This is a genomic window from Hamadaea sp. (genome assembly GCF_013362815.1).
Lineage (GTDB): Bacteria > Actinomycetota > Actinomycetes > Mycobacteriales > Micromonosporaceae > Hamadaea.
In genome coordinates this window covers 1-25175 of sequence record NZ_JABFVK010000014.1, presented here as the reverse complement: position 1 = coordinate 25175, position 25175 = coordinate 1, and the positions used below count along the sequence as shown (strand labels likewise).

Genomic DNA, 25175 nt, shown 5'->3' with positions numbered 1-25175 from the left:
CTGTCTTAACCCCCAGCCCGGCGCGGGCGTCGCTCACCAGAGCGACGTACGCGCCGGGTCGATCACATGTAGGGGGACTTTCTCCCCGATCGCGTCGAGCACCGCCCGGCCGTTCCCGTCTTGTGCGGCGGCGTACTCGGCGTCGGTGAGCGCCACGATCTGCAGGAACGCCAGCCCGCCGAACGGCGTAGGGATCGTGCCCAGCTCACTGTCCACAGTGAACCCCAAGGCCGTCAGCCGGGTGTCGTCGTCGCCGAGGGTCAACCGGCCCGGCCGCAACGTCTGCCCCGGTGTGAACCACTCCCCCGTCGCGTGTGCGTACGCCGACAGCTGCTGGATCAGCATGACCGCCCAGGCCGGCGGCGCTTCCCCGGCCGGACGGCGTACGGCGCGGAGGGTGAACTCGAAGCCGAACCCGGACTCCACCGGATTGCCGTTGCGCTTCTCGTAGAGCTCCGACATCCCGTAGCTGATCAGATGCCAGTGCGGCACCGGATCGTCGCGCGGATAGATGCTGATCCCGTCGAGCGCCTCCGCCCCGCCGAGGTAGGACGGCAGCTCCGGGGCGACATGCAGCGGAACCGCGTCGCCGTAGAGCCGCTCCAACGCGGCGTCGATCGCGCTCCAGCCGGGCGCCGAGTCATCGCCGACCATGTACGCACCCTACTTCTTCTTCCCGAAGATCGACCGGATCGCGAACCACAGGATGGCTATGCCGATCGCGATGCCGACGATCCGCAGGTAGCCCTGCTCGCTCCAGCCCTGCCCAGGGGTGTCCGCGAGGTGGGTCAGTCGGCGCATCGGCACTCCGGCGGGGTTTCGGAATCGGGCCGGACGGGCATTCACCACGCCGACCGAAGGAGGAGCCTTGACTGTAACGGATCCGGAGGGCTGGGAGTCCGAGGAGTGGGGCGGACGCAGCATCGCACGCGTCCTGGCCGACGAGCACACCCGGCTTCAGACCCTCCTCGACGACGCCGTCTCCGCCACTTCCGCCACCCGGGAGATCGCGGATGCCTTCATCGCCGCGATGAGCCGCCATCTGTCCGCCGAGGAGCAGGAGCTCTACCCCGCCGCGCGTACCGCGTTGGACAACGGTGACCGGCTGGTCGACGACGAGATCGAAGCCGACCGCGAGATGCTGCGCGTCCTGGCTTCTCTCCACAAAGCCGACCCGGACGCGGACGAGTTCGCCGCCCTGCTGGCCCGGGCCGACCTCCACCTGCGCCGGCACGTACGCACCGCCGACGAGGAGATCTTCCCCGAGCTGCGCCGTCGCCTCGACCGCGAAGAGCAGGTGAAACTCGGCAACCGCATCGACATCTTCGAGGAGGCCGCACCGACCCGGCCACACCCGGACACGCCTTCGACGCCGCCGCTGAACAAGGTTGTGGATCCCGCGCTCGGCACCATCGACAAGATGCGGGACGTGCTTTCCGGGCGGAAGACGCGTCCTCAGGACCTCTGACTCCGCTCGCTTTCACGTGATCTTGGATGGAAAACGTCGCTATGGCAGCGTTTTCTGTTCAAGATCACGTACGGCGGAGTCGATCTAGGCGAGAAATGGTTGCCAGGACAGCCATTTCTCGCCTAGATCATTTCCAGCGGGCCGCAGTGGACCGCAGCGGGCCGCGATTACGGGCGGGCCGCAGCGGGCCGCGCGCACGGGCGGACCGGGTTCAGCGCCGCCGCCCCCGGAAGTAAGCCCGGGGAGCCCACCCGGCGAGCGACAGGGCCACGAACAGCAGGCCCGCGGTGTTGAGCGTCGAAGCATTGATGATGTTGTTCGTCTCGACGCCGAGCCACTGCACAAGCAGCGAGATGGCGAAGAGCGCGACCCCGATCCAGGCGAACATCTCGAACACCCCTTCACATTGACGGCGCTAAACGTTACTGTCCGGTAAACGCGACAACCTTTCGCATTACCCGAGAGTTCCGTCGTGAAAGGACACTGCCCATGTCCGTCAAACTCCAAACCAGGGCGACCCTCGCGCTCGCCCTCACCGCAGCCATGGTCGTCGTCGCACCGGCCGCCCCCGCGTACGCCGCGAGCGCGTACCTGCGAACGAACGACTTCTGCCTCGATCAGTGCAACGACATCCTGCCCCCGGGCGAGAACGGCAACGCCACGCTGGCCGGAATCCTGCTGCACCAGAGCATCGGCACCCGCCCGGCCCACTCCGCCGACCAGCTCGCCGCGTACGCGAATCTGCTGAGCGCGTACACCGGGCTGACGGACGAGCAGATCGGCCAGTTCTACAACGACGGCGCCTTCGGGGTGCCGGCCGGACAGGTCGAGAGCACGATCAGCCCCCGATCCGACGTCACCATCGTGCGCGACAAGGCGACTGGCGTACCGCACATCACGGGCACCACCCGCGAGGGCACCATGTTCGGCGCGGGGTACGCCGGAGCGCAGGACCGGCTGTTCCTCATGGACCTGCTCCGGCACGTCGGCCGGGGAACCCTCACCGGTTTCGCCGGCGGATCACCCGGCAATCAGGCGCTGGAACAGAGCGTCTGGCGTAATTCGCCGTACACCGAAGCCGATCTGCAGGCCCAGGTCAACGCCCTCCAAAGCAGCGGTACGCGCGGAGCGCAGCTCTACACCGACATCACGCAGTACATCGCGGGGGTGAACGCGTACATCAACCACTGCATGACGCAGTCCCCGGTGGACTGCCCCGGCGAGTACGTGCTGACCGGTCACCTCGACGCGGTCACGAACGAGGGCGGCCCGGTGCCGTTCAAGGTCACCGACATCGTGGCCATCTCCGGTGTCGTCGGCGGCCTGTTCGGCGGAGGCGGCGGCGGGGAGATGGCGTCGGCGCTGGTCCGGGTGGAAGCCCAGGCGAAATACGGCGTCACCGTCGGCGACCAGGTCTGGCGCGCCTTCCGGGAGCAGAACGATCCCGAGACGCTCCTGACTCTCCACAATGGGCAGAGCTTCCCGTACGGGCAGTCGCCCGCGAACGCCACCGGCGTGGTGCTGCCCGACCGGGGGACGACGTCCGGCGTACCGGTCGTCTACAACCGAACGGGAAGTGCCGGAGTCTCCGCCGAGGCCGTCGAGCCGGCGACCGAACGCAAGGGCCTGTCGAACGCGATCGTCGTCTCCGGCGCGCTGAGCGCGACCGGCAACCCGATCGCGGTGTTCGGCCCGCAGACCGGGTACTTCTCACCGCAGCTACTCATGCTGGAGGAGCTGCAGGGACCGGGGATCAGCGCCCGGGGCGCGTCCTTCGCCGGGGTCAACCTGTATGTGCAGCTCGGCCGGGGCCAGGACTACGCCTGGAGCGCCACTTCCGCCGGGCAGGACATCACCGACACGTACGCCGTCCAGCTCTGTGAGACCAGCGGGTCCACCCCGACGGTGAACTCCATGGCGTATCTGTTCCGTGGGGTGTGCACGCCGATGGAGACGCTGCGGCAGGACAACGCCTGGCAGCCCACCACGGCCGATTCGACTCCGGCCGGGTCGTACTCGCTGATCACCTATCGCACGAAGTACGGGCTCGTCACGCATCGCGGGCTGGCCGGGGGCGTGCCGACGGCGTACACGTCGTTGCGGTCGACCTATCGGCACGAGGCCGACTCCGCGATCGGCTTCCAGATGTTCAACGACCCGTCGCAGATGGGCGACGCCGCCGCGTTCATGAACTCGGCGGCCAACGTCGGGTACGCGTTCAACTGGTTCTACGTCTCGAACTCCCAGGCGGCGTACTTCAACTCGGGATCGAACCCGCAACGACAGTCCACTGCGGACCCGAACCTGCCGCAGAAGGCCGACGCGGCACACGAGTGGGTCGGCTGGAACCCCGACACCAACGCCGCTGCGTACACCCCGGCGAGCGCCCACCCGCAGGCGGTGAACCAGGACTTCTTCGTCAGCTGGAACAACAAGCAGGCCGGTGACTACAGCGCAGCCGACGGCAACTTCAGTTTCGGGCCGGTTCACCGGGCACAGCTCCTCGACAAGGGCGTACGCGCGGCCAGCGCAGGCGGGCACAAGCTCACCCGCGCCGACGTCGTACGCGTCATGGCCACCGCCGCGGTCACCGACCTCCGGGCGACCGAGACACTGGACCTGGCGCTGGACGTGGTCGAAAGCCAGACGGTCACCGACGCGAACCAAGCCGCGCTGGTCAGCAGTCTGCGTACCTGGCTGAACGCGGGCGGACGGCGGGCCGAGACGTCCGCCGGTTCCCACGTCTACCAGTACGCCGACGCGATCCGGATCTTCGACGCCTGGTGGCCGCTGCTGGTGTCCGGCGAGTTCAAGGCGTCGCTGGGCGACAGCCTGTACGCCTCCCTGGTCGGCGCGATGCAGATCAACGAGTCGCCGTCCGGTGGGCAGCAGGATCCGGCCGGCAGCGGCGGTTCGCTGAACGACACCCAGGGCCACAAGGGCTCGTCGTTCCAGCACGGGTGGTGGGGTTACGTGAGCAAGGACCTGCGGTCGGTCCTCGCCCGCCCGGTCAGCGGCCCGCTCGCGGTGACCTACTGCGGCGGCGGCAGCCTGACCGCCTGCCGGTCGATGCTGCTCAGCACGCTCAGCAGCGCGGCGGCGACGCCCGCCACCTCGGTCTATCCGGCGGACAAGTACTGCTCGGCCGGTGATCAGTGGTGCGCGGACAGCGTCGTGCAGTCTCCGCTCGGCGGCATCACCGACGACAAGATCAGCTGGCAGAACCGCCCGACCTATCAGCAGGTCGTATCGTTCCCCGCACACCGCGGCGACAATATCGCGAACCTGGCCAACGGCAAGACCGCGACCGCGTCCAGCACCCAGTTCCTGACCAGCTACACGCCCGGCAAGGCGGTCGACGCCAACGACGGCTCACGCTGGTCGAGCTCGTACAACGACAGCAACTGGATCAAAGTCGATCTCGGCTCCGTCCAGTCGGTCGGACGCGTCTTGTTGCACTGGGAATCTGCGTACGGTCGCGCGTACAAGATAGAGACCTCGACCGACAACAGCACCTGGACCACCGTCTGGTCGACGGCCGCGGGCAACGGCGGCCTGGACATCGACGCCTTCACCCCGACCAGCGCGAGGTATGTGCGCATGACGGGAGTCACGCGCGGCACGTCCTACGGTTACTCGCTCTGGGAATTCGAGGTGTACGCGAAATAGCAGCGACACGACAACGGCGGGCTCCCACCGGGGAGCCCGCCGTTGTCTGACGTGCGACTAGCCGATGTGGACCGCGCCCCCCGGAGCCGCAGCCGCGTTCTTGTCCCGGCGGATCGCCACGAAGGTGATCACCGCGGAGACCGCGAGCAGCACGGCGCTGACCGTGAACGCCACGTTGTAGCCGTGGATCTGGCTGTCGGCCAGGATCTGCGGCGACGGGGCGCCGTGGTCGGTGATGTAGTTCGCCACCGCGGTGGTGAACACCGTGTTGAGCAGCGCGACGCCGAGCGAGCCGCCGACCTGCTGCGAGGTGTTGATCATCGCGCTGGCCACGCCGGCGTCGTGGTTGGACACACCCGACAGCGCGGTGTTGCCCAGCGGCACGAAGCAGCAGGCCATGCCGACCGACATGATGAACAGGGCGGGCATGATCAGCGTCGGGTAGGACGAGTCCGCCTTCAGCTGGGTCAGCCAGACCATGCCGGCCGTCGCCAGCAGCGCCCCGGCCGTCATCATCACTCGCGGGCCGATCTTCGGCAGCAGGGTGCTGCCGATGCCGGCGGTGAGGATGATGCCCACCGAGAACGGCAGGTACGCGACACCGCTCTTGAGCGGCGAGTAGTGCAGCGTGCCCTGGAAGTAGTAGGTCATGAACAGGAACATGCCCATCATGCCCGCGCCCAGGGTGACCGAGGTGAGATACGAACCGCCCCGGTTGCGGTGCAGGATCACGCGCATCGGCAGCAGCGGGTGGGAGCTGCGGATCTCGACGACGACGAACGCGATCAGCAGCACCGCCGCGACCGCGAACAGGCTCAGCGTGACGCTGGAGCCCCAGCCGTCGTCGGCGGCCTTGGTGAAGGCGTAGACGAGGGCGACCAGACCGGCCGTCGACAGGAGCGCACCCGGGATGTCGTACTTCGTGTTGCCCTCGGCCTTGCTCTCCCGGACGATCGGGATCGCCAGGAAGATCGCGATCGCGGCGACCGGGATGTTCACCAGCAGGCACCAGCGCCAGTCGAGGTACTGCGTGAGCAGACCGCCGAGGATCAGGCCCAGGGCGGCGCCACCGCCGGAGATCGCACCGAAGACGCCGAACGCCTTGGCCCGCTCCTTGACCTCGGTGAACGTCACCGTGATCAGAGACAGGGCCGCCGGGGCGAGCAGCGCGCCGAAGACGCCCTGGAGGGCGCGCGCGGCGAAGAGCATGGCGCCGTTCTGGGCCACACCGCCCAGCGCGGAGGCGAGGGCGAAGCCGGCCAGGCCGATGAGCAGCATCCGCTTACGCCCGGCGTAGTCGGCGATCCGGCCGCCCAGCAGCAGCAGACCACCGAAGGTCAGGGTGTACGCCGTGACGATCCACTGGCGGTCGGCCTGCGAGATGTTCAGCGCTTCCTGGGCCGACGGCATCGCGATGTTCACGATGGTGGCGTCGAGCACCACCATGAGCTGCGCGATCGCGATGACGACGAGCGCCAGCCAGCGCCGGCGGTCCGGCGGGTGCGACGCCGCTTGACCGGCGTCGGCGCGGGCCGGGGTGGCGACGGAGTTGCGGGCCGTCGTGGTGTCGTTGGACATGAATGTCCCTTCCAATGAGGTGGTGAGTGGCGGTTTCGGGCGCACGCGCCCACCGCCGGACCGGGTCAGGCTAGTGACCGCGGCCGACAAATCGACTTTGCTAGATATGTCAGGAAGTGGTGCGTTTCAGGACAGGCAGGAGCACATCGTCGACGACGTGGATCGCGTACTCCTCCGCCATCGGGCCGCACTGCCAGGTCTTATGGCTCACGATCATGGCGTGCATCACTTCTTGGAGCGTGCCGGCGCCGGTCCCCTCGGGAAGCTCTCCCCGTGCGATCGCCCGGTCCACAATCGTCGTGAACAGGTACGCCTTCGACTCCAGGATGGTGCGTTGCAGCGCCGAGGCCAGGGCGGGAGTATGCCCGGCCGCGGTGATGAGGCCGGTGATGACGTCGCCGTCGGCACGGTTCACCGCCGTGCACGCGCGGTCCATGAGGTCGAGCAGGTCGCCACGCAGCGACCCGGTGTCGACCGGGGGCGGTTCCTCGCCGAAATGCTGGACGATGGCGTCGACCACCATCTCCGGCTTGTCCGACCAGGTCCGGTATATCGTGGCCTTGCTGGCGTGCGCGCGCTCCGCCACGTGGTCCATCGTCATCCGGTCGTAGCCGACCTCGGCGAGCAGCTCGAAGACCGCCTCGCAGATCGCCTCGCGGCGACCGGCCCCCCGGCGCGAGACGGGTCGGCGCACGTCGACAGCGGTGTCAGTCATGCTCGTCCCCTCCCCCTCGAGCTATGTGTACGAAACCGTTCCGTACACCGGACTCTAACCCCATGATCGGCGATCACCCAACGGCGAGCTGAGTGACGATCACCACGCCCGCGTCCTCAGCGGCGGGCGGGCAGCGGGATGTGTGTGAGGTCCTCCGCGACCACGATCTCTCCCGAATACGCCTGAGCTGCCTCTTCGCCGAACGCGTGCGGTTCGGCGTACCGCTGGGAGAAGTGGGTGAGCACAAGTTTGCGTACGCCCGCCTCGGCGGCGATCCGGCCGGCCTGCTCGGCGGTCAGGTGCCCGGAGATCGCGGCGAGCTCGGTCTCGGTGTTCAGGAAGGTCGCCTCGATGATCAACAGATCGGCGTCGGCGGCCAGCTCCACGGCGGCCGGGCACCACCCGGTGTCCATCACGAACGCCACGATCTGGCCGGGGCGTACCTCGCTGACCTGATCGAGCAGCGGACCGCCGTCCCGTTGCAAACGGCCGATGTCCGCGCCGTAGACGCCGGCCGCGGCCAGGCGGTCGGGCAGCATGCGCCGCCCGTCCGGTTCGACGAGACGGTAGCCGTAGGAGTCCACCGAGTGGTGCAGACGACGTGCGTACAGCGAACCGAAGGGGCCGGTCCCGATTAGCCCGTCAGCCTCGATCGGCGCAGGCTCGACCGGGGCTTTGTCAACGAAGAAGCTCGCATGGCGAAGACGCTCGAAGTACACCGCTCCGCTCGCCGGGAAGTGCACGGGCACCGGATGGTCGACGCCGTCGAGCGACAGCCGCTGGATGATCCCGGGCAGGCCGAGACAGTGGTCGCCGTGAAAGTGCGTGACGCAGATCCGGTCGACCGCTGAGGTGGGCAAGCCGGCGAGCAGCATCTGGCGCTGGGCGCCCTCGCCCGGGTCGAACAGCACGCCGTACTCGTCGAAGCGCAACAAGTACGCGTTGTGGCTGCGCTGGCGGGTCGGCACCTGGCTGGCGGTGCCGAGGACGATCAGCTCACGGGTCACCGCTGCAGCTTACGGAGCCGGACGCAGCGGAACGACCAGATAACGCAGCTCAGCGCCGTCGGCTGGATCGGCGGCCGCGGTAATGCTCGACGGCTGGATGCCGGCCTGGAGCTGCAAGGTCACTCGTTCGCCGCCGAAGCAACGCAGCGCGTCGAGCAGGTAACGACCCTGGTAGGACGCCCTTGCCGAGCCGGTCACCTCGGCCTTGACCTCCTCACGGGAGTCACCGGCTCCGTCGTCCGAGCCGCGCACCACGACGACGCCGTCCGCCGCTTCCAGGGTCACCGTCCCGATCGGCCCGGCGAACGGCATCGCGCGCTCGACCGCCGCCCGAAGCAGGGCTGCTTCCACGTCCACAGTGCACTCGGGGCGTACGCTCAGCAGCCGGTCGAGCTGCGCATCCGGGAACGGCAACGCGAGCGACGACAGCAGGATGCCGCCCTCCGCTGGACTACTCTGCGCTGGGTCGCCCTCCGCTGCGGCCCCCTTTGCCGGGTCGCCCTCCGCCCAGGACAGCCCGAGGCGGTCGGCCTCGGCGAGCATCGTGACCTCCGGTCCGGTGAGCATCCGCACGGCTTCGGTGAGCAGACCGGCCGGGATCAGCACGTCGACCGAGCCCACCGCAGTCCACGGAACCGCCGCGACCGCCAGCCGGAATCGGTCGGTGGCGGCGAGCCGGAGGGTGTCCCCGTCGGAGCGGAGGCGTACGCCGCCGAAGAGCGGCAAGCCGTCGCGGGACGCAGCTCCGGCCACCGCCGCGACGGCCGACCTGACCGCCTCGACCGGCGCCCGGCCGGCTACCGGCGGCGGTGCCGGGACCGGCCCGAGCGCTGCCGGATCGAGCAGCGGCAAGGCGAACCTGGCGGTCCCGGTGCGGATTGCCAGCCGCGACCCCTCTACGCGTACGCGGACCTCCTCAGCGTCGAGCGAAGCCACCGTCGAGGCAAGCGCCCGGCGGCCCACCGCGACGACGCCGTCGACGTTGACGACGGCCGGGACATCGCCCCACACCGCCGCCTCCTCGCCCGACGCGCCCACCCGTACGCCGTCACCGGACGCCGTGAGCGTGACGCCACCGGCGCGCGCCGACCGTGGTGGCAGCAGCCGATCGGCCCGCGCGGCGGCCCGGGCGAACGGCGCGGTCGCCACGGTGAACTCCACAGTCGACTCCGTGATCATGGGCGCAGCGTACGGCCGGGGTCCGACACATTCGGGTTGATCAGCGCGCGGGGAGGGCGACCGGCAGGGAGAGCTCGATCGGAGCCTCCTGCAACGGCTGGACCGGAGTGATCGTGGCGTACCCCTGGGCCAGCAGGTCCAGGTCCGTGCCGGGTTTGGGCTGCTCGCCGGTCTCCTCCAGAGTGGTCCGGACCGCTCCTGCGGTGATCTCGGCGAGACCGATCTGCACCTGGCCGAAGCCGCCGAACAGGGCCTGCCGGAGTCCGGTGACCTCCTCCGCGTCGGGGACGTTGAGGTTGAGCACGACCGACGTCGGCACCTGGTCGAGCAGCGGCAACAGGTCCACGGCGAGCCGTCCGGCCGTCTCCCAGTGCAGTTCGCCGTCCACCTTGCCGTGCGGGACGTCGAGCGACACCGCCATCGCGCGTACGCCGCCGATCGCGGCGGTGAAGGCGGCCCCGACGGTGCCGGAGTGCAGGACGGCGTTGCCGCAGTTCGCGCCGCGGTTGATCCCGGAGAGCAGGAGGTCGGGCGGTTCCCCGAAGGCGCCCCGGACGGCGATCATCGCGATGAACCCCGGCGTCGCCGCGACCGCGTACGCACACAGCCCGGGCAGCCCCGGAAGCTCGCGTTCCTCGGCGACGATCCGGCCGCCTTCCTCGGTGGCCGTGATCCCGGCGCTGCTACCACTGCGTTCCCGGGACGGCGCGGCCACCACCACGTCCAGCCCGGCCTCGTGCAGGCTGGCCGCGAGCTGATGCAGTCCCGGAGCGTCGATGCCGTCGTCGTTGGTGACCACCACCCTGGTCATGCCGGACCTCCCGGTCGTGTCCGATGTGCCAGTTCGTCCGGGGTGGCGTGGCCGTCCATGGGCGGCATCGGCTCGCCGTCGTACGCCCGCAGCGACACCCGTTCGACCAGGCGCTCGATGGCGTCGGCCCGGCCGGTGCCGAGCCCGTGCCGGGTGACGTTGAGCGCTCCGGCCGCCGCGCCGAGGCGTACGGCGGCGGGCAGGTCACCGCCCTGGGCCAGCACGGTCGCGATCCCGGCGGTCATCGAGTCACCGGCACCGTGATGATCGGCAGGTTCCAGTTCCGGCATGCGTACCTCGACGATCGTGTCCTCCGGCTCGGGCAGCAGCGCCAACGCCGGCTTTTCGGCCCGAGTGGCGACCACTGCCTTGGCCCCGTTGTCTCGCAGCTGCCGCATGGCTCCGACGAGATCAGCGGTCTGGTCTGAGGCGGCCCGGCCGTCCCGGACGAGTTCTTCGTGCGAGACCTTGGCCAGGGTGAGCCCGCCTTCCAGCACGGCATCGAGGTACGCCCCGGACAGGTCGGCGACGACGGTGCCACCGTTGCGGCGGAGATCCCCGGCCAACCGGCGATAGACGTCTGGTGGCAGCACCGGCGTCTCGGCCATCCCGCTGAGCACGCTCACCTGCGCCCGCAGTCCCTCGGTGAGGGTGAGCCCGTAGAGCTCGTCCTGCTCGTGGCGACCGAGCGCCTCACCGGGCATGACCGCGACCTCACGCCGTTCGCCGGCGCGCCGGTCGTGCACGTACGCCCCGGTCGCCGAGTGGGTGTGCACCACCCGCGCCTCGATCCCCTCGGCTTCGATGAGAGTCGAGAGCACTTGGCCGGCCTCGCCGCCGAGCGCGGTGCAGAACACGACTTGCGCACCGAGCGAGGCGATCATCCGGGCCTGCCAGACACCCTGCCCGCCCGCGTGGAGGTGAATCTCGTCGGAGCCACCCCGGCCGGGGCGTTCGACGGTCACCGTCAACTGCGGCGCCGGGGCGAAGACCATGACACGCACGGCTGTCCCCTACCCGTTGTCGATCACGGGGAAACGGAATCGATCAGGATGCCGGGCACGCGACTCGCCGGTCGATCACGCCCGAAAGTTCATGATCGCGCGGAAAGCGCCCGCGCGGAAAGCGCCCGCGCGGAAAGCGCCCGCGCGGAAAGCGCCCGCGCGGAAAGCGCCCGCGCGGAAAGCGCCCGACAGGGGAAGCGTCAGCCGACGATGGCGAGTTCGCGGGTGGTCAGGTTGAACCGCTCGCCGCCGGTCTCGGTCACGGTGACGATGTCCTCGATGCGTACGCCGAAGCGCCCCTTGAGGTAGATGCCCGGCTCGATCGAGAAGCACATCCCCGGCACGAGCTGCCGCGTCTCACCTTCGACGAGGTACGGCGGCTCGTGCCCGCTCATCCCGATGCCGTGCCCGGTGCGATGCACGAAATGCTCACCGTGCCCCGCCTCCGTGATGATCCGCCGGGCCACCCGGTCGATCTCCTCGCACGGCACGCCGGGCGCGACGGCGTCGAAGGCGGCCTGCTGGGCACGCCGGACGATGTCGTGGATCTCCAGCTCCTCGGCGGTCGGCTCGCCGACGTGCACGGTGCGGCTGATGTCGGAACCGTAGCCGTCGCGCAGGCCGCCGAAGTCGAGCACGATCATGTCGCCGTCCTCGACGACCCGTTCGCCCGCGTGATGGTGCGGATTCGCCCCGTTCGGGCCGGAGCAGACCAGCGCGAAGTCCACGCGCTCATGGCCGAAGTCGTGCAGCAGCCGGGTCAGGTCCGCGGCCACGTCCAGTTCGCGCCGCCCGGCGAAGGCCATGGTCAGGATCGCCTCGAACGCGCGGTCCGCGGCCTCGCCGGCCTTGCGCAGCCGGTCCAGCTCCGCGGCGTCCTTCACGGCCCGGAGCATGGGCAAGGCTTCGGTCATCGACTTGTACGCGATGTGCGGCGCACTGCGCTGGAGGCCCAGGACGTGCATGGCCCAGGCGGAGTCGGAGATGGCGTACGCCGAAGCGCCAAGCACTTCCGCCGCGACCGCATAGGGATCGGTCCCGTCCCGCCAGTCGACCAGCCGGAGGTGACCGGCGCCGGGGCACTTCTCGGCGTCCCCGCGCTCCAGGCGGGGCACGACGAGGACGGGTTCCCGGTCGACGGCGACCGCCAGCACGGTCAGCCGTTCCGTGGTGGGCGGCTCATATCCGCACAGGTACGCCAGATCCGGGCCGGGCGTGATCAGCAGCCCGCCCAGTCCCACTCCGGCCGCCGCCCGGGCGACCCGATCCAGGCGGTCGGCGTACTCGTCGCTGGTGAACGGCATGGCCATGGCGCTCTCCCGGGCTCGGCGGTGAACGCCAGCGGGCTCAGCAGGCGCCGAAGCCGTCCGTGTAGAGCCGCTGGACGTAGTCAGCGTAGCCCGCGATCTCCTTCTGCACGGTCGTCCCGTCATGAAGGAACAGGTACGCCGCATCCCCCTGCCGGACCATGATCGCCGGGTACGCGTGACTGCCCGCCGGCGGAGTCAGCTCGACCTCACCCGAGTACGCCTGCCGCACCGCGTCGACGGCGCTGCCTTCGCTGATCCCCTCCGGCGTACGCACCGGGGCATGGGCCCACAGCAGCACCAGGCGGTTGTCGACGAACACCGGATCGACGCCGGTGAGGTCGGCGAACTGCATGACACAGGCGCCCGGCGGCTTCGTGAGCCCATGGTCGGCGGTCAGCTCGGCGACGGTGTCACCGAACCGGACGTCGGCGATCCCGGCGAAGGTCACGACCTGATCCGAGCCCGTGGCCGCAGGCGCTGATGAAGGTGCAGGCGCGTAGTTGGCGAACGCGCCGACGATGACCATGGCAGCGATCGCCGCTGTGCGGTGCGTCACCCGCATAGTGCACCCCCCGTGCTCCATCGGTGACCCAAGGTAACAGGGCTGGCGATTGAGCACGGGAGGTCTGGTGATAGCTGCGACGAAAAAGGTCAGAAGTCCGGTTTCAGTTGTTGTTCACGAAGGAACTGGCCAGCGACTGACCGAGGGTGATCGCCGCGCTGTGGCTCTCGATCGGCGAGACCCGCTGCGAACCCTGGAAGACGATGTACGTGACGCCGGAGTCGGTGCCGCCATTGCTGGGATCGGGGTTGATCCCCAGATCGGAGGCCGTCTTGTAGGACGCCTCACCGATGATGGCGGTCGGCCCGGTGTCTCCGACCACCGCGTACTCCACCTTGTTGTTGTAGATGACCGCCACGACCGTGCCGCAGCCGATCGAATAGTTGCGGTAATCCCAGGTGCTGCTGGGACTGGGCACCACCACGTACGGCAGCCCGGCCGCGTTGAGCGGGCTGTCCGACGACGAATGGCAGAACGTGTCGGCCTGGAAGCAGCAGTCGGTGTTCTCGTTGCACTGCGTGGTGCGTACGCCGTCGCAGTCGATGTCCATGTCCGCCTGCCAGAACACCGCGCCTGTCTTCTGGCATACGGGGACGGTGGCCGTCGACACGTCGGAGTCCGTCTTGTACTTGCCGTTCGAGATCTGGCTGCAACCACTCAGCTTGGCGAGCAACTCCGCGGCGGTCGGTGCTCCACCGCCACCACCCGAACCCAGGCGCAGCCGGTCGACGTTCGGGCCGCCGTTGACGGTCGTCGCCGTCGCACGGATGACGTTCGCGCCCGCGAACAACGTGGTCGTGATGGTCTGCTCGGCCCAGGTGTCCCAGGTCCCGGTACTGCCGAACGCCATCCCCGCCGTCACGACCGCACCGTTCACGGCGATGTCCATCGGCCGGTTCGTGGTCGTGCCGTTCGCGTACCGGATGGTGAAGCTGGTGCTGCCGGCGGACGCGGCGTTCACGGTCCACTGCACGTAACTACCGACGACGTTGTCGTAGTTCACGAACCCGGTGCCGGTGAAACCGGTGTGGTTGGCCTCGACGACGCCCTGGGAGATGGCCGCATCCTCGGCCTGATAGTCGACGGTCGTCGTGACCTGGACCTCGAAGTCGAGATAGTCCACGTTCGGCCCGCCGTTGGCGGTGGTCGCCGTGGCCCGGACCGTGTTCGAGCCCGCGGTGACCGGGGCGGTCAGGGTCTTGGTCGCCCAGGTGTCCCAACTGCCGGTGCCGGCGAAGGCCAGCCCGGCGGAGACGACCGTCCCGTTGACGGCGATGTCCATCGGCCGGTTCGTGGTCGTGCCGTTGGCGTACCGGATCGACAGGGTGGCCGTGCCCGCGCCGGCGGCGTTGACGGCGAACTGGATGTAGCTCCCGGACACGTTGGTGTAGTCGACGAATCCCGCGCCGGAGTATCCGGTGTGGTTGGTCGCCACCGCCCCCTGCGAGATAGTCGCGCTCTCCGCCTCGTAACGGGTCGGCGCGGCGACGGCGGGCGCGGCGGGGACCACCACGCCGAGGACGAGAGTCGCCACTCCGGTCGCGGCGGCCAGCAGGCGCCGCAACCGGGGCTGGCGTAGTCGGACGTGCTCCACGTACGCTCCTCTCCGAACTGTCAGTTAGGTTGCCTTACTGACGTACGGCGATGAATGCTAGGAGCGCGTATCGATCGAAGTCAAGACATTGCGGAGTGGCGATCGAAGGCTGGCCTACCTCGGCGCAGCCCCAGGCGGTGGTGGGCGGAAGCTCGCCCGCACGACGTCGTAGAGGGCGCGATTCGGCGTGAAGTCGGCCTCATCGGTGGCCCAGTAGACGACGAAGTCGGCGAGCGGATGGCTCACGACGATCACCACCGCGTGCCGCCGTGCGCCGCCGGAGTCGAAGGTGAACTCCCACTCGGCGGCGGGCAGCGCCATCGACAGCGCCTTGAGGTGCACGAGCTGGTACCCGGGCAACGCACCCGCGCCGACCAGGCGGTTCTCTTCGGCCCGAGCCCCGTCGAGCGGGTCCTGGGTCGACGGCCGGATCGGGTCCACCGCCAGCACACGCCCGCCCCGGGGATCGGTGAAGCAGGCAGTCGCCCCAACCGCCCACGAGTTCCACCCCACCGGTACGCCGACGCCGAAGCTGCCGGGCCGGAAGTACCAGGTGAACCCGGTGACGAGTTTCGGCGTACCGGGCGGACCGGGGCGGTCGGTGGGCACCGGATGGGCGTCGACCGGAGCCACCTGTTCACAGGCCACCACGCCGGCCTGGATCGAGGCGGAAAGCAGCGACGCCGGATCGGTGCCGCCATCGGTGTCTCCGGTACGCGCAGCGGCGACGGCTGCGCCGCTACCGGCCGCCAGCGCGGCGATCAGCACGGCGGCCAGGATGAACCGCATCCGGCGGCGGCGTCGGGCGTCGCCGTCGGTGGACTGCCCGTTGGCCGCCCGGGTCAGCAGCCGCTCCACCTCGGCCGAAGTCATCCGCGTCTTCGGGTCGCGCCGCAGGAGACCTTCGATGACCGGCTTGAGCGGTCCGGCCTGCAGCAACGGATCCGGCTCCTGAGTGGCGAGCGCCGTGAGCGTCTCGACGACACTGGGCCGGGCATACGGCGTACGCCCCTCGACCGCGGCGTAGAGGGTCGCGCCGAGCGACCACAGGTCGGACTCCACACTGGACAGGCCGAGCCGGGCGCGTTCGGGCGCGAGGTACTGCGGCGTCGCGATGAGGCCGGGCCGGGTGATCGCCCCATCGGTGTCGAGCGTGGCCAGGCCGAAGTCGGTGAGCACGACGCGGCCGTCCGGGCCGATGAGCACGTTGTGCGGTTTGACGTCGCGATGCAGTACGCCCGCGTCGTGCGCCGCCTGCAGCGCCGCGAGCACGGCCAGGCCGACTTCGGCGGCGATCTGCGGCGGCAGTGGGCCATCCTCCTCGAGCACTTTGTGCAGCGATCGCGACGGGACGTACTCCATCACGATCCACGGCCACTTCTCGGAGTGCAGCACGTCGTAGATCTTGACGACGTTGGGGTGGTTCAACCGGGCCGCCGCCCGTGCCTCCCGCAGCGTCAGCTCCCGCAACTGACCACGTTCGGTCTTCGTCAGCCAGGCGGGCGGGACGACCTCCTTGATCGCGACCTGCCGATGCAGCACCTCGTCGCGGGCCAGCCACACCCGGCCCATGCCACCCTTGCCGACCGGTTCCAGCAGCTGGTACCGCCCCGCAATCAAAGCCGTCGTCTCGGTCATGCGATCACCGACCTGCGGCCGGCGCTCGCATGATCAAAACGGTGCTGGCCGATGACCAGCCTGCGGCCGGTCATGTCATCACCGCCGACACGACGACATTGTCCTCATAGGACCGAACGGCCCGGTCGAAGTCTCCGCCGCAGGTGATCAGGCGCAGCTGCGCGTCCGGCGTCGGGCCGTAGACCTCGCCGGTCGGGAAGGCGCTCTTGGCGTACTGGTGGACGGCGGTCACCACGAAGCCGACCCAAGCGCTGCCACGCAACACCTCGACCCGGTCGCCCGGCCGGAGCTGGCGCAGGCGGAAGAAGACCGCCTTGCCGTGGATCGAATCCACATGCCCGGCGATCACCGCCGGACCCGGCTCACCCGGGGCGGTGCCTTCGGCGTACCAGCCGGCCTTTTCGAAGGAGCTCGGCGCAGTCAGCCGCCCGCCGAGGTCGAGGTGCAGCGGCATGAGCGGGGTGTCGACGCCGATTGCGGCGATCCGCAAGCGAGTCGGCGGCGATGTGGCCGGGCTCGCGGTGACGGTCGGCGAACCGGGAAGCCAGGCCGCCGCAGGCCGCGGATCGGCGTCGACCCGCAGCAGACCCACGGCCCCCGCCAGCGCGCCGACCGCGGTCATCGCCAGCAGGACCGCGCCGACCGGCCCCGGCGCGCGATGGCGCCGGATCGCGGGCTCGGGCGCGGTCACCACACCTGGGCCGCCCGCCGTCGCAGACCCCAGAGGGCACCCATTGCGACCAGCAGCAACGCACCCGCCATCGGCCACAGCGGGGGCGCGGCACCGCCGGCACCAGTCTCGACACCACCAGTCGGTACGCCGCCGGAGCGGGTCGCGTCGGTGCGTAGCTCGGAGCGCAGACCCTTCGGCCCGTCGAGAATGAGCAGGGAGTAGACGTTTCCAGGCTGGAGCGAACAGTCGACGCCGGTCGGCGCGCGGCCGTCGGCCGGGCTGATCACGAGCCGCCAGTCACCCGGCTTGACCAGCTGGTACGCCGTCGCGGTGGCGAACGCGACGTTCTCGGCGACCGATGTGCCGTCGGGTAGCGCCACCCCGAGAACGGGCGCCTGCACGGAGGCCTGGATAACGCGGACCTTGGCCTGCCCGTTCGCCGGCAGGGACAGATCGTCGGTGAGCACCCGCAGGCCCAAGTCGGCATACCGGCCGACCCCGGCGATCGTGTACGCCTCCCCCGCCGCGACACTGACCTGCGTCGTCAGGACTGGAGGAGCCGATTTCGGGGCACCCGAGGCGCGCATCGACACCGTGTAGCCACCGGCCGGAAGCGCCAGGTAGGCCGACATCACGCCGTAGCCCACCCCGGGGAAGACCTGCTCCGAGATCGCGCCGGTCTGCGAGGAGAGGTACACGTCGACGGCGGGAGTGTCCGGCGACAGATGGGCCAGCCGGACGTAGCCGCGGCCGGCGGCGTACGCCGGTTGCGCGGCGGGCACGGCCCCGGCGATGAGCAGCGCGACCACGGCCAGCCGCGAAGCGCGTGACAGCACGATGCCTCCCCTCGACACGGTGAAGAGTGCCCCGTGACGGTGATCCTCACCATTGCCCGTTTGGCCGAGCTCTGCCGCCTTTCTCCCCGCCTGGTGTCGCTCCCACGCAGGCCGGAACGCGCGACCGGCCGCGTCCCTCACTGGGCCGCGGCCGGTCGGTTTGGCGACAGAAATCAGTCCACTTCGGCCAATGCCTGCGCGAACTGGGCCTTGTAGAGGCGGGCGTACGCCCCGTCCTTGGCGATCAGCTCGGCGTGGTCGCCATGCTCGACGATCTGCCCGTTCTCCATCACCAGGATGGTGTCGGCGTCACGGATCGTCGAGAGCCGGTGAGCGATGACGAAGCTGGTCCGTCCCTCCCGCAGGCTGCTCATCGCCCGCTGGATCAGCACCTCGGTACGCGTGTCGACCGAGCTGGTCGCCTCGTCGAGGATGAGGATCGTCGGCTCGGCGAGGAAGGCGCGGGCGATGGTGATCAGCTGCTTCTCGCCCATGCTGATGTTGCCGCCCTCCTCGTCGATCACGGTGTCGTAGCCGTCGGGAAGCGTACGGATGAACCGGTCGGCGTGCGCCACCTCGGCCGCTGCGATGATCTGCTTCCGAGTCGGGTTGTCCGCCCCGTACGCGATGTTCTCCGCGATCGTGCCGCCGAACAGCCAGGTGTCCTGCAGCACCATGCCGGTCTGCTCACGCAGCTCGTCGCGGGACATCTCGGCGATGTCGACGCCGTCGAGCGTGATGCGGCCCTTGGTCACGTCGTAGAACCGCATGAGCAGGTTGACCAGCGTGGTCTTGCCCGCGCCGGTCGGCCCGACGATCGCCACGGTGTGCCCCGGCTCGACCGACAGCGACAGGTCCTCGATCAGCGGCCGGTCCGGCTTGTAGCTGAACGAGACGTCTTCGAAGGCGACCCGTCCCCGGATCTCGGCCGGACGCGCGGGGTGCTGCGGCTCGGGCGACTGCTCCTCCGCGTCGAGCAGCTGGAACACCCGCTCGGCCGAGGCCACCCCGGACTGCAGCAGGTTGGCCATACTGGCGACCTGCGTCAGCGGCTGGCTGAACTGCCGCGAGTACTGGATGAACGCCTGGACGTCGCCCAGCGACATCGCACCCGAGGCCACCCGCAGACCACCGACCACCGCCACCAGCACATAGTTCACGTTGCCGAGGAAGAACAACGCGGGCTGGATCATCCCGGAGATGAACTGCGCCTTGAAGCTCGACGCGTACAGGGCCTCGTTGTGGTCGGCGAAGGTACGTGCGGCCTCCTTCTGCCGCCCGAAGACCTTCACCAGCGAATGCCCGGTGAACATCTCCTCGATGTGCCCGTTGAGCTTGCCCGTGGTGGACCACTGCCGGATGAACTGCGGCTGGGACCGCTTGCCGATCCGGGCCGTCACGATGATGGACAGCGGCACGGTGATCAGCGCGATCACCGCGAGCAGCGGCGAGATCCAGAACATCATCCCCAGTACGCCGATGATCGTCAGCAACGAGGTGACCAGGATGCTCAGCGTCTGCTGAAGCGTCTGGGCGATGTTGTCGGTGTCGTTCGTCGCCCGGCTGAGCACCTCGCCCCGGGGTTGGTTGTCGAAGTAGCTCAACGGCAGCCGGGACAGCTTCATCTCCACCTGCTCGCGCAGCCGGTAGATGGTGCGCTGCACGACGACCGTGGTCAGCCGGCCCTGGATCACGCCGAACAGCCAGGCCACGACGTAAATGCCGAGCACCCAGAGCAGGATCGTGCCGAGTCGGTCGAAGTCGATGCTCTGGCCGGGCGTGAAGTCCATTGAGGACAGCATGTCGGCGACCCGGTTCTGGCCGGACGCCTGCAGACCCGCGATGACCTGGTCCTTGGTCATCCCAGGTGCCTTGAACTGCTGGCCCACGACCCCGGCGAAGATGACGTCGGTCGCCTTGCCGAGGATCTTCGGGCCCAGCACGGACAGGAAGACGCTGGCGACGCCAAAGGCCATCAGGGCGGCGACGATGCCCCGCTCCGGCCGCAGCATCTTCAGCAGCCGCTTGAGGGAGCCCTTGAAGTCCAGTGGCTTCTCCGCCGGGGCGCCCATCATCCGGCCCGGCCCGAAGGCGGGACCGGCCTGCGGACGGCGTACGGGAGCGGCCGGTGCCTCGCCCTGCGGCGCGGCGGCCTTGCCGTTCGGGGATTCGTTGCTGGTCACGCGACGGCCTCCTGCTCGGTGAGCTGCGAGAGGACGATCTCCCGATAGGTCGGGTTGTCGGCCATGAGCTCGCTGTGGGTGCCCTCGCCGACGACCTCGCCCTCGTCCAGGACGAGGATGCGGTCGGCGTCGCGGATCGTGCTGACCCGCTGGGCGACGATGACGACGGTCGCGTCGGCGACCTCGGACCTCAACGCCGCCCGCAGCCGGGCGTCGGTGGCGTAGTCGAGGGCGGAGAACGAGTCGTCGAAGAGGTAGATCTCGGGCCCGAGCACCAGCGTCCGGGCGATCGCCAGGCGCTGGCGCTGGCCGCCGGAGACGTTCGAGCCGCCCTGGGCGATCGGCGACTCGAGCCCGTCGGGCAGCTCGGCGACGAAGTCCTTGGCCTGCGCCACTTCCAGCGCCCGCCACAGTTGCTCGTCGGTCGCGTCCGGGTTGCCGTACCGCAGGTTCGACGCGATCGTCCCCGAGAACAGGTACGGCTTCTGGGGCACGTATCCGACGAGCGTCGCGAGCAGCGCCGGGTCGATGCGGCGTACGTCGACGCCGTCGACCAGGACTTCGCCGCCCGTCACGTCGAACAGCCGGGGCACCAGGTTGAGCAGTGTCGACTTGCCCGAACCCGTGGAACCGATGACCGCGGTGGTCTCCCCCCGCCGGGCGGTGAGGTCGATCCGGCGCAGCACCGGCTCCTCCGCGCCCGGGTAACGGAACTCCACCTGCCGCAGGTCGAGACGGCCGTCCCGGGTGACGTCGGTGACCGGGTCGGCCGGCGGGACGACGCTGGACTCGGTGTCCAGCACCTCCTCGATCCGCTCGGCGCAGACCTCGGCGCGCGGGATCATCATGAACATGAAGGTCGCCATCATGACCGACATCAGGATCTGCATGAGGTAGCTCAGGAACGCGGTCAGCGCGCCGATCTCCATGTCGCCCCCGGCGATCCGGTGACCGCCGAACCACAAGACGGCGACGCTGGAGACGTTCACGACCAGCATGACCGTCGGGAACGCGGTCGCCATCAGCTTGCCGACCGCCAGCGAGACGTCGGTGAGCTCCTGGTTGGCCGCGCCGAACCGGGCGTGCTCGCGCTCGTCGCGGACGAACGCCCGGATGACCCGGATGCCGGTGATCTGCTCGCGGACGACCCGGTTCACCTTGTCGATACGCTCCTGCACCAGGCGGAACAGCGGGCGCATGCGGACGACCAGGAACGCCACGATGGCGAACAGGATCGGCACGATGACCAGCAGCAGCGCGGACAGCGGAACGTCCTGCCGCAACGCCAGGATCACGCCGCCGACCATCATGATCGGAGCAGCCACCATCAAGGTGAAGGTGAGCAGGACCAGCATCTGCACCTGCTGGACGTCGTTGGTGGTCCGGGTGATGAGCGACGGCGCCCCGAACTTGCCGACCTCCCGCAGGGAGAACGACTCCACGCTGTCGAACAGCGCGGCCCGGATGTCCCGGCCGACCGCCATCGCGGTACGCGCCCCGAAGTAGACGGCCCCGATCGAGCAGGCGATCTGGATCAGGGTGACACCCAGCATCACCCCGCCGATCTTGATGATGTACCCGGTGTCGCCGGTGACCACGCCGTCGTCGATGATGTCGGCGTTCAGCGTGGGCAGATAGAGCGTGGCCAGGGTCGAGATGAACTGCAGCAGCACCACCAGGGCTATCGCCCCCCGGTAGGGCCGCAGGTGCTTACGCAACAGGCGGACGAGCATCATTCTCCCGATCGGTTCGCTGTGTCATTCGCTGCTTTTTGCGTCAGGTCCCGCTCCCAGCCGTCCAGCAGCATCGTCCCGATGTCCGGCAGGTCCGAGCCGGCTTCCTCGCGGACGAGCAGCCCGTCGAGGAGCAGGCTGACGATCTGGTCGGCGTCGAGCGGGCGGACGTCGGGCGGGGTGGCCTGCCCGAAGAACCCCTGGTGACCCATCGCGAAGACCAGGCTGACAAGCATGTGAGCGGCCGTCTCCGGTGATACGCGCAGCAGGCTCCGGTCCGGCGCGATCACCCGGGCGACCGCGCCGAAGGTCCGCTCGCGCATCTCCTTCATGCGGCCGACCAGTTCACCCGACTCGTCCTCACCCTTGGCGGAGGTCCGGATGAGCCCGATGAGCTTGCCGCTCTCCTTCATCCCGCGCGTCAGGATCTGGGCCGCGTCCACCAGGCGGCCGCGGAGGTCCTGCTCCGGGTCGATGGCCGACAGCGCCCGCTCCACCGGCGTGGGGTCGAAAACGGTCATGATGGCAGCGCGGATAAGGGATGGTTTGTCGGCAAAAACGCCGAAAATGGTGCCTTCGGCGACTCCGGCCGCCTCGGCGATCTGCTTCGTGGTGACCAGCACCCCGTGCTCCTTGAGCAGCGGAATCGTCGCCGCGATGATCGCGGCGCGGCGGTCCTCCGGGGCCATCGCGGGCACTCGGCGGCGTCGGTTCGGCTCGGTCTTCACGGCACGAGCTTACTGAGTGAGTGCTCGCTCATTCAAGCTTGATCGTCCGTGTTTCGCCCTCGGCGGACAGCCGGGTCAGGATCGACTCGATGAACGGCGCCTTGCCCGCTCGGTACGCCGGTCGGTCGTGCCGATCCGTCGCCGCCAGCTCGGTCTTGATCCGGGCGTACTCGGCGGCGTCGGCGGGATGCGTCCGCAGGTGATCCCGGAACGCCAGCAGCGGCCGCCAGTTCCAGTCTTCGCCCACCACGTGGAGGTGATGCGTACGCCACCTGGCGTCGGGGAAACAGAACGACCACTTGCGCTGGGCGTCGTCGGTGGGCTCCGGGGCGTGTACCCAGCCGATGGCGGCGAGTGCGTCGGCGAGCGGCCAGGTCAGCGCGGGATCCCACTTCGGCACGCGGGCCAGCATGTCGATGATCGGTTTGGCGGGCAGGCCAGGCACCGAGGTGCTGCCGATGTGCTCGACCGGACCGGTCAGCCAGCCGGCGAGCGCGGTCGTCACCCGGTCGCGCTCATCGGCGTACGCCGTCTCCCAGGCGGGGTCGTAGGGGACGATGTCGATCGGGTCAAGGCGCACCGCACGAGGAAACTCCAGTCGCGCCCAGCGGGCAAGCCGTTTTCCACGGGCGGCGTCACCAGGTGATGCGGGCCTCGGCCGGCCGGCGCTCGGGGCGCAATCCCCGCCAGGACGGATGCCGCAACCGCCCGTCCGGGGTCACGTTGCGATACATGACCTCTCCGACGAGACTCGGCTCGACCCACCGCGCCTTCTTCGCGTACATCCTGGGAATTTCCTCGTCGTAAGGCGACGTCGCGCGGACCAGCGGCTTGAGCAGGGCCATGAGCTGGTCGAGGACCTTGTCGCTGAAGCCGGTGCCGACGTGGCCGATGAACCGCAGGCTGCCCGCAGCGTCGTACGCGCCGAGCAGCAACGCGCCGAGAGTGCCCGCGCGACGGCCCTCCCCCGCGGTGTAGCCGCAGACGATGGCCTCGGCGGTGTCGAACAGCGGCGTCTTGATCCAGCCCCGCGAGCGGCGGCCGGGCTCGTAGACGCCGTCGGTCCGCTTGGCGACCACGCCTTCGAGCCGCTGCTGCTTCGCGGCCTCCTGCACGTCCGCGCCGTCGCCGGTGAAGTACGGCGGAACCGCGATGGACGTGCCCCCGAGACCGAGCTTGTCGAGGCCCTCCCGCCGCTGACTCCACGGCTTCGACAGCAGCGTGGTACGCCGATAGAGCAGGTCGAAGGCGAAATAGCGCACCGGCACGGCCGCGATCAGCGCCGCCGACGGCCGGCTGACGTGCATGCGGCGTTGGAGCAGCGCGAACGACGGTGCGCCGGTGGTGGGATCGAGCGCCACGATCTCCCCGTCCAGCGTGAGCGACCGGTACGCCCCCAGCTCCGCCAGCTCCGGATAGCTGCTCGTCAAGTCCAGATCGTTGCGGCTGATCAGGCGCAGATCGCCGGCCGAGCTGGTGGACGCGATGGCGCGTACGCCGTCCCATTTGAACTCGAAGGCCCAGCCCGGCCCCTCCGGAATGACCCCGGCGGTGGCCAGCATCGGCTGAACCGTCGGCGGCCAACTCGGGCGGGAAGCGCTCACGCTTCGATCATCTCCGTTCGGCGCGCGCGTTGGTGGGATCATCGACTGATGCGCATACTGCTCATCGGGGGCTCCGGGTACGTCGGCTCGCTCCTGCTCCCCTTTCTGAGCCGCGAGCACGACGTCGTCGTCTTCGACCGGCGACCCCCCACTAGCGGCGCCTTCATTCGAGGCGACGCCACCGACTTGCCGTCCCTGCGCGACGCGACGAAAGGCGTCGACGTCGTCATCCACTGTGCCATGGGATCCGACGACCTCGATCCCGCCGTCGGGGCGGCCGAGGCGTACGACGTGAACGTGAAGTCGGTGCACCTCGCGCTCCTGGCCGCACACGAGAACGGCGTCCCGCACGCCGTCCACATCAGCAGCCTGTCGGTCTACCGCGACCTGCTCGACCGTACGCTCACCGGCGACGAGCCATCGGACGCGACCGACCTCTACGGGCTCACCAAGCACCTCGGCGAGCAGGTATGCGCAGCCGCCGTCCGCGAATGGGACATGACGGTGACCATCCTGCGGCTCACCTGGCCGACCGCCGACACCGACTGGCCGGCCTGGACCCGGTGGGGCGAACCGATCCTGCACCACACCGGCGACGGCGTACTCGTCGAACCCACCGCGGCCAGCGATCTCGCCGCCGCCGTACTGTCCGCTGTGGACTATCGGGACGGTTGCTCGACGTTCCTCATCTCCGGCGACACCTCTGCGCGGCGGTGGAGCATTGCGAAGGCTCGGCAGCTGCTCGGATGGGAGCCTTCGCCTCGCTCGCATGATGCTCCGGGCGCGCGCGGCGCGTGATGCGCCTTACGCGTCCGCTGCTTGATGCGCTGCGCGCGCGTCCGCCGCGGCGCGCGCGTCCGGCGCCGGGTCCGGCGGGCGCGTC

23 protein-coding genes are annotated in these 25175 nt (G+C 69.5%); 3 read left to right on the top strand and 20 right to left on the bottom strand.

Translation table 11 applies throughout. The features are described 5' to 3' along the window. Positions 1–33: 33 nt before the first annotated feature. Positions 34–654: a suppressor of fused domain protein gene (locus HOV77_RS08085; protein WP_290859753.1), complete on the bottom strand. Its 621-nt coding sequence runs from the start codon at positions 652–654 to the stop codon at positions 34–36. Positions 655–663: 9 nt separating this feature from the next. After that, positions 664–801, bottom strand: coding sequence for a hypothetical protein (locus tag HOV77_RS08080; protein WP_290859751.1), 138 nt, complete (start codon positions 799–801; stop codon positions 664–666). Between the two features lie 67 nt (positions 802–868). On the opposite strand from HOV77_RS08080, the gene HOV77_RS08075 reads away from it, so the two are divergent. Next, complete coding sequence (locus tag HOV77_RS08075) at positions 869–1468, top strand: hemerythrin domain-containing protein (RefSeq protein WP_290859749.1); 600 nt, start codon at positions 869–871, stop codon at positions 1466–1468. 211 nt (positions 1469–1679) lie between these two features. Here HOV77_RS08075 and HOV77_RS08070 read toward each other — a convergent pair whose 3' ends face one another. After that, positions 1680–1856 carry a hypothetical protein gene (locus HOV77_RS08070; protein ID WP_290859746.1) on the bottom strand — a complete coding sequence of 59 codons (177 nt, stop codon included), beginning with the start codon at positions 1854–1856 and terminating at the stop codon, positions 1680–1682. Between the two features lie 101 nt (positions 1857–1957). Between HOV77_RS08070 and HOV77_RS08065 the strand changes: the two genes are divergently transcribed. Continuing rightward, positions 1958–5137 carry a penicillin acylase family protein gene (locus tag HOV77_RS08065; protein WP_290859744.1) on the top strand — a complete coding sequence of 1060 codons (3180 nt, stop codon included), beginning with the start codon at positions 1958–1960 and terminating at the stop codon, positions 5135–5137. 57 nt (positions 5138–5194) lie between these two features. Here the strand turns inward: HOV77_RS08065 and HOV77_RS08060 are convergent, their stop codons facing one another. The 17 genes from HOV77_RS08060 to ligD form a co-directional block, all read right to left on the bottom strand. Further along, positions 5195–6715 (bottom strand): MFS transporter, encoded by a 1521-nt coding sequence (locus HOV77_RS08060; protein WP_290859742.1) that lies wholly within the window; start codon positions 6713–6715, stop codon positions 5195–5197. A gap of 109 nt (positions 6716–6824) precedes the next feature. Beyond that, positions 6825–7430: a TetR/AcrR family transcriptional regulator gene (locus tag HOV77_RS08055; protein WP_290859740.1), complete on the bottom strand. Its 606-nt coding sequence runs from the start codon at positions 7428–7430 to the stop codon at positions 6825–6827. Between the two features lie 116 nt (positions 7431–7546). After that, a complete protein-coding gene (locus HOV77_RS08050) occupies positions 7547–8437 on the bottom strand; it encodes a ribonuclease Z (protein ID WP_290859738.1) in 891 nt (296 codons plus the stop codon). A 9-nt stretch (positions 8438–8446) separates the two neighbouring features. Then, positions 8447–9616, bottom strand: a complete 1170-nt coding sequence (locus HOV77_RS08045; RefSeq protein WP_290859736.1) for a DNA polymerase III subunit beta — start codon at positions 9614–9616, stop codon at positions 8447–8449. Positions 9617–9656: 40 nt separating this feature from the next. Next, complete coding sequence (locus HOV77_RS08040) at positions 9657–10427, bottom strand: 5'/3'-nucleotidase SurE (RefSeq protein ID WP_290859733.1); 771 nt, start codon at positions 10425–10427, stop codon at positions 9657–9659. Further along, complete coding sequence (locus HOV77_RS08035) at positions 10424–11422, bottom strand: PfkB family carbohydrate kinase (protein ID WP_290860006.1); 999 nt, start codon at positions 11420–11422, stop codon at positions 10424–10426. Before HOV77_RS08035 ends, HOV77_RS08040 begins: the two co-directional genes overlap by 4 nt. 209 nt (positions 11423–11631) lie before the next feature. Continuing rightward, on the bottom strand, positions 11632–12741 hold the full coding sequence (locus HOV77_RS08030) for a Xaa-Pro peptidase family protein (RefSeq protein WP_290859731.1): 1110 nt from the start codon (positions 12739–12741) through the stop codon (positions 11632–11634). Between the two features lie 37 nt (positions 12742–12778). After that, the gene (locus HOV77_RS08025) at positions 12779–13297 is read right to left on the bottom strand and encodes a hypothetical protein (protein ID WP_290859729.1); all 519 of its coding nucleotides are present in this window, start codon (positions 13295–13297) and stop codon (positions 12779–12781) included. A 109-nt stretch (positions 13298–13406) separates the two neighbouring features. Then, entirely contained in the window at positions 13407–14897 is a 1491-nt protein-coding gene (locus HOV77_RS08020; protein WP_290859726.1) for a glycoside hydrolase family 75 protein, read from the bottom strand. Positions 14898–15011: 114 nt separating this feature from the next. Then, positions 15012–16535: a serine/threonine-protein kinase gene (locus tag HOV77_RS08015; RefSeq protein WP_290859723.1), complete on the bottom strand. Its 1524-nt coding sequence runs from the start codon at positions 16533–16535 to the stop codon at positions 15012–15014. A 70-nt stretch (positions 16536–16605) separates the two neighbouring features. Beyond that, a complete protein-coding gene (locus HOV77_RS08010) occupies positions 16606–17226 on the bottom strand; it encodes a class F sortase (protein WP_290859720.1) in 621 nt (206 codons plus the stop codon). Next, a complete protein-coding gene (locus HOV77_RS08005) occupies positions 17223–18044 on the bottom strand; it encodes a DUF4397 domain-containing protein (protein ID WP_290859718.1) in 822 nt (273 codons plus the stop codon). Before HOV77_RS08005 ends, HOV77_RS08010 begins: the two co-directional genes overlap by 4 nt. Positions 18045–18217: 173 nt before the next feature. Continuing rightward, entirely contained in the window at positions 18218–20119 is a 1902-nt protein-coding gene (locus HOV77_RS08000; RefSeq protein WP_290860004.1) for an ABC transporter ATP-binding protein, read from the bottom strand. Positions 20120–20223: 104 nt separating this feature from the next. Continuing rightward, a complete protein-coding gene (locus HOV77_RS07995; RefSeq protein WP_290860001.1) occupies positions 20224–21960 on the bottom strand; it encodes an ABC transporter ATP-binding protein in 1737 nt (578 codons plus the stop codon). Beyond that, positions 21960–22688 carry a TetR/AcrR family transcriptional regulator gene (locus HOV77_RS07990; protein WP_290859716.1) on the bottom strand — a complete coding sequence of 243 codons (729 nt, stop codon included), beginning with the start codon at positions 22686–22688 and terminating at the stop codon, positions 21960–21962. Before HOV77_RS07990 ends, HOV77_RS07995 begins: the two co-directional genes overlap by 1 nt. A gap of 28 nt (positions 22689–22716) precedes the next feature. Then, positions 22717–23268 (bottom strand): GrpB family protein, encoded by a 552-nt coding sequence (locus HOV77_RS07985; RefSeq protein ID WP_290859714.1) that lies wholly within the window; start codon positions 23266–23268, stop codon positions 22717–22719. Positions 23269–23323: 55 nt separating this feature from the next. Further along, positions 23324–24292, bottom strand: coding sequence for a non-homologous end-joining DNA ligase (ligD, locus tag HOV77_RS07980; RefSeq protein ID WP_290859712.1), 969 nt, complete (start codon positions 24290–24292; stop codon positions 23324–23326). Between the two features lie 48 nt (positions 24293–24340). Between ligD and HOV77_RS07975 the strand changes: the two genes are divergently transcribed. Next, positions 24341–25090 carry an NAD(P)-dependent oxidoreductase gene (locus HOV77_RS07975; RefSeq protein WP_290859710.1) on the top strand — a complete coding sequence of 250 codons (750 nt, stop codon included), beginning with the start codon at positions 24341–24343 and terminating at the stop codon, positions 25088–25090. The last annotated feature ends 85 nt before the right edge of the window (positions 25091–25175 follow it).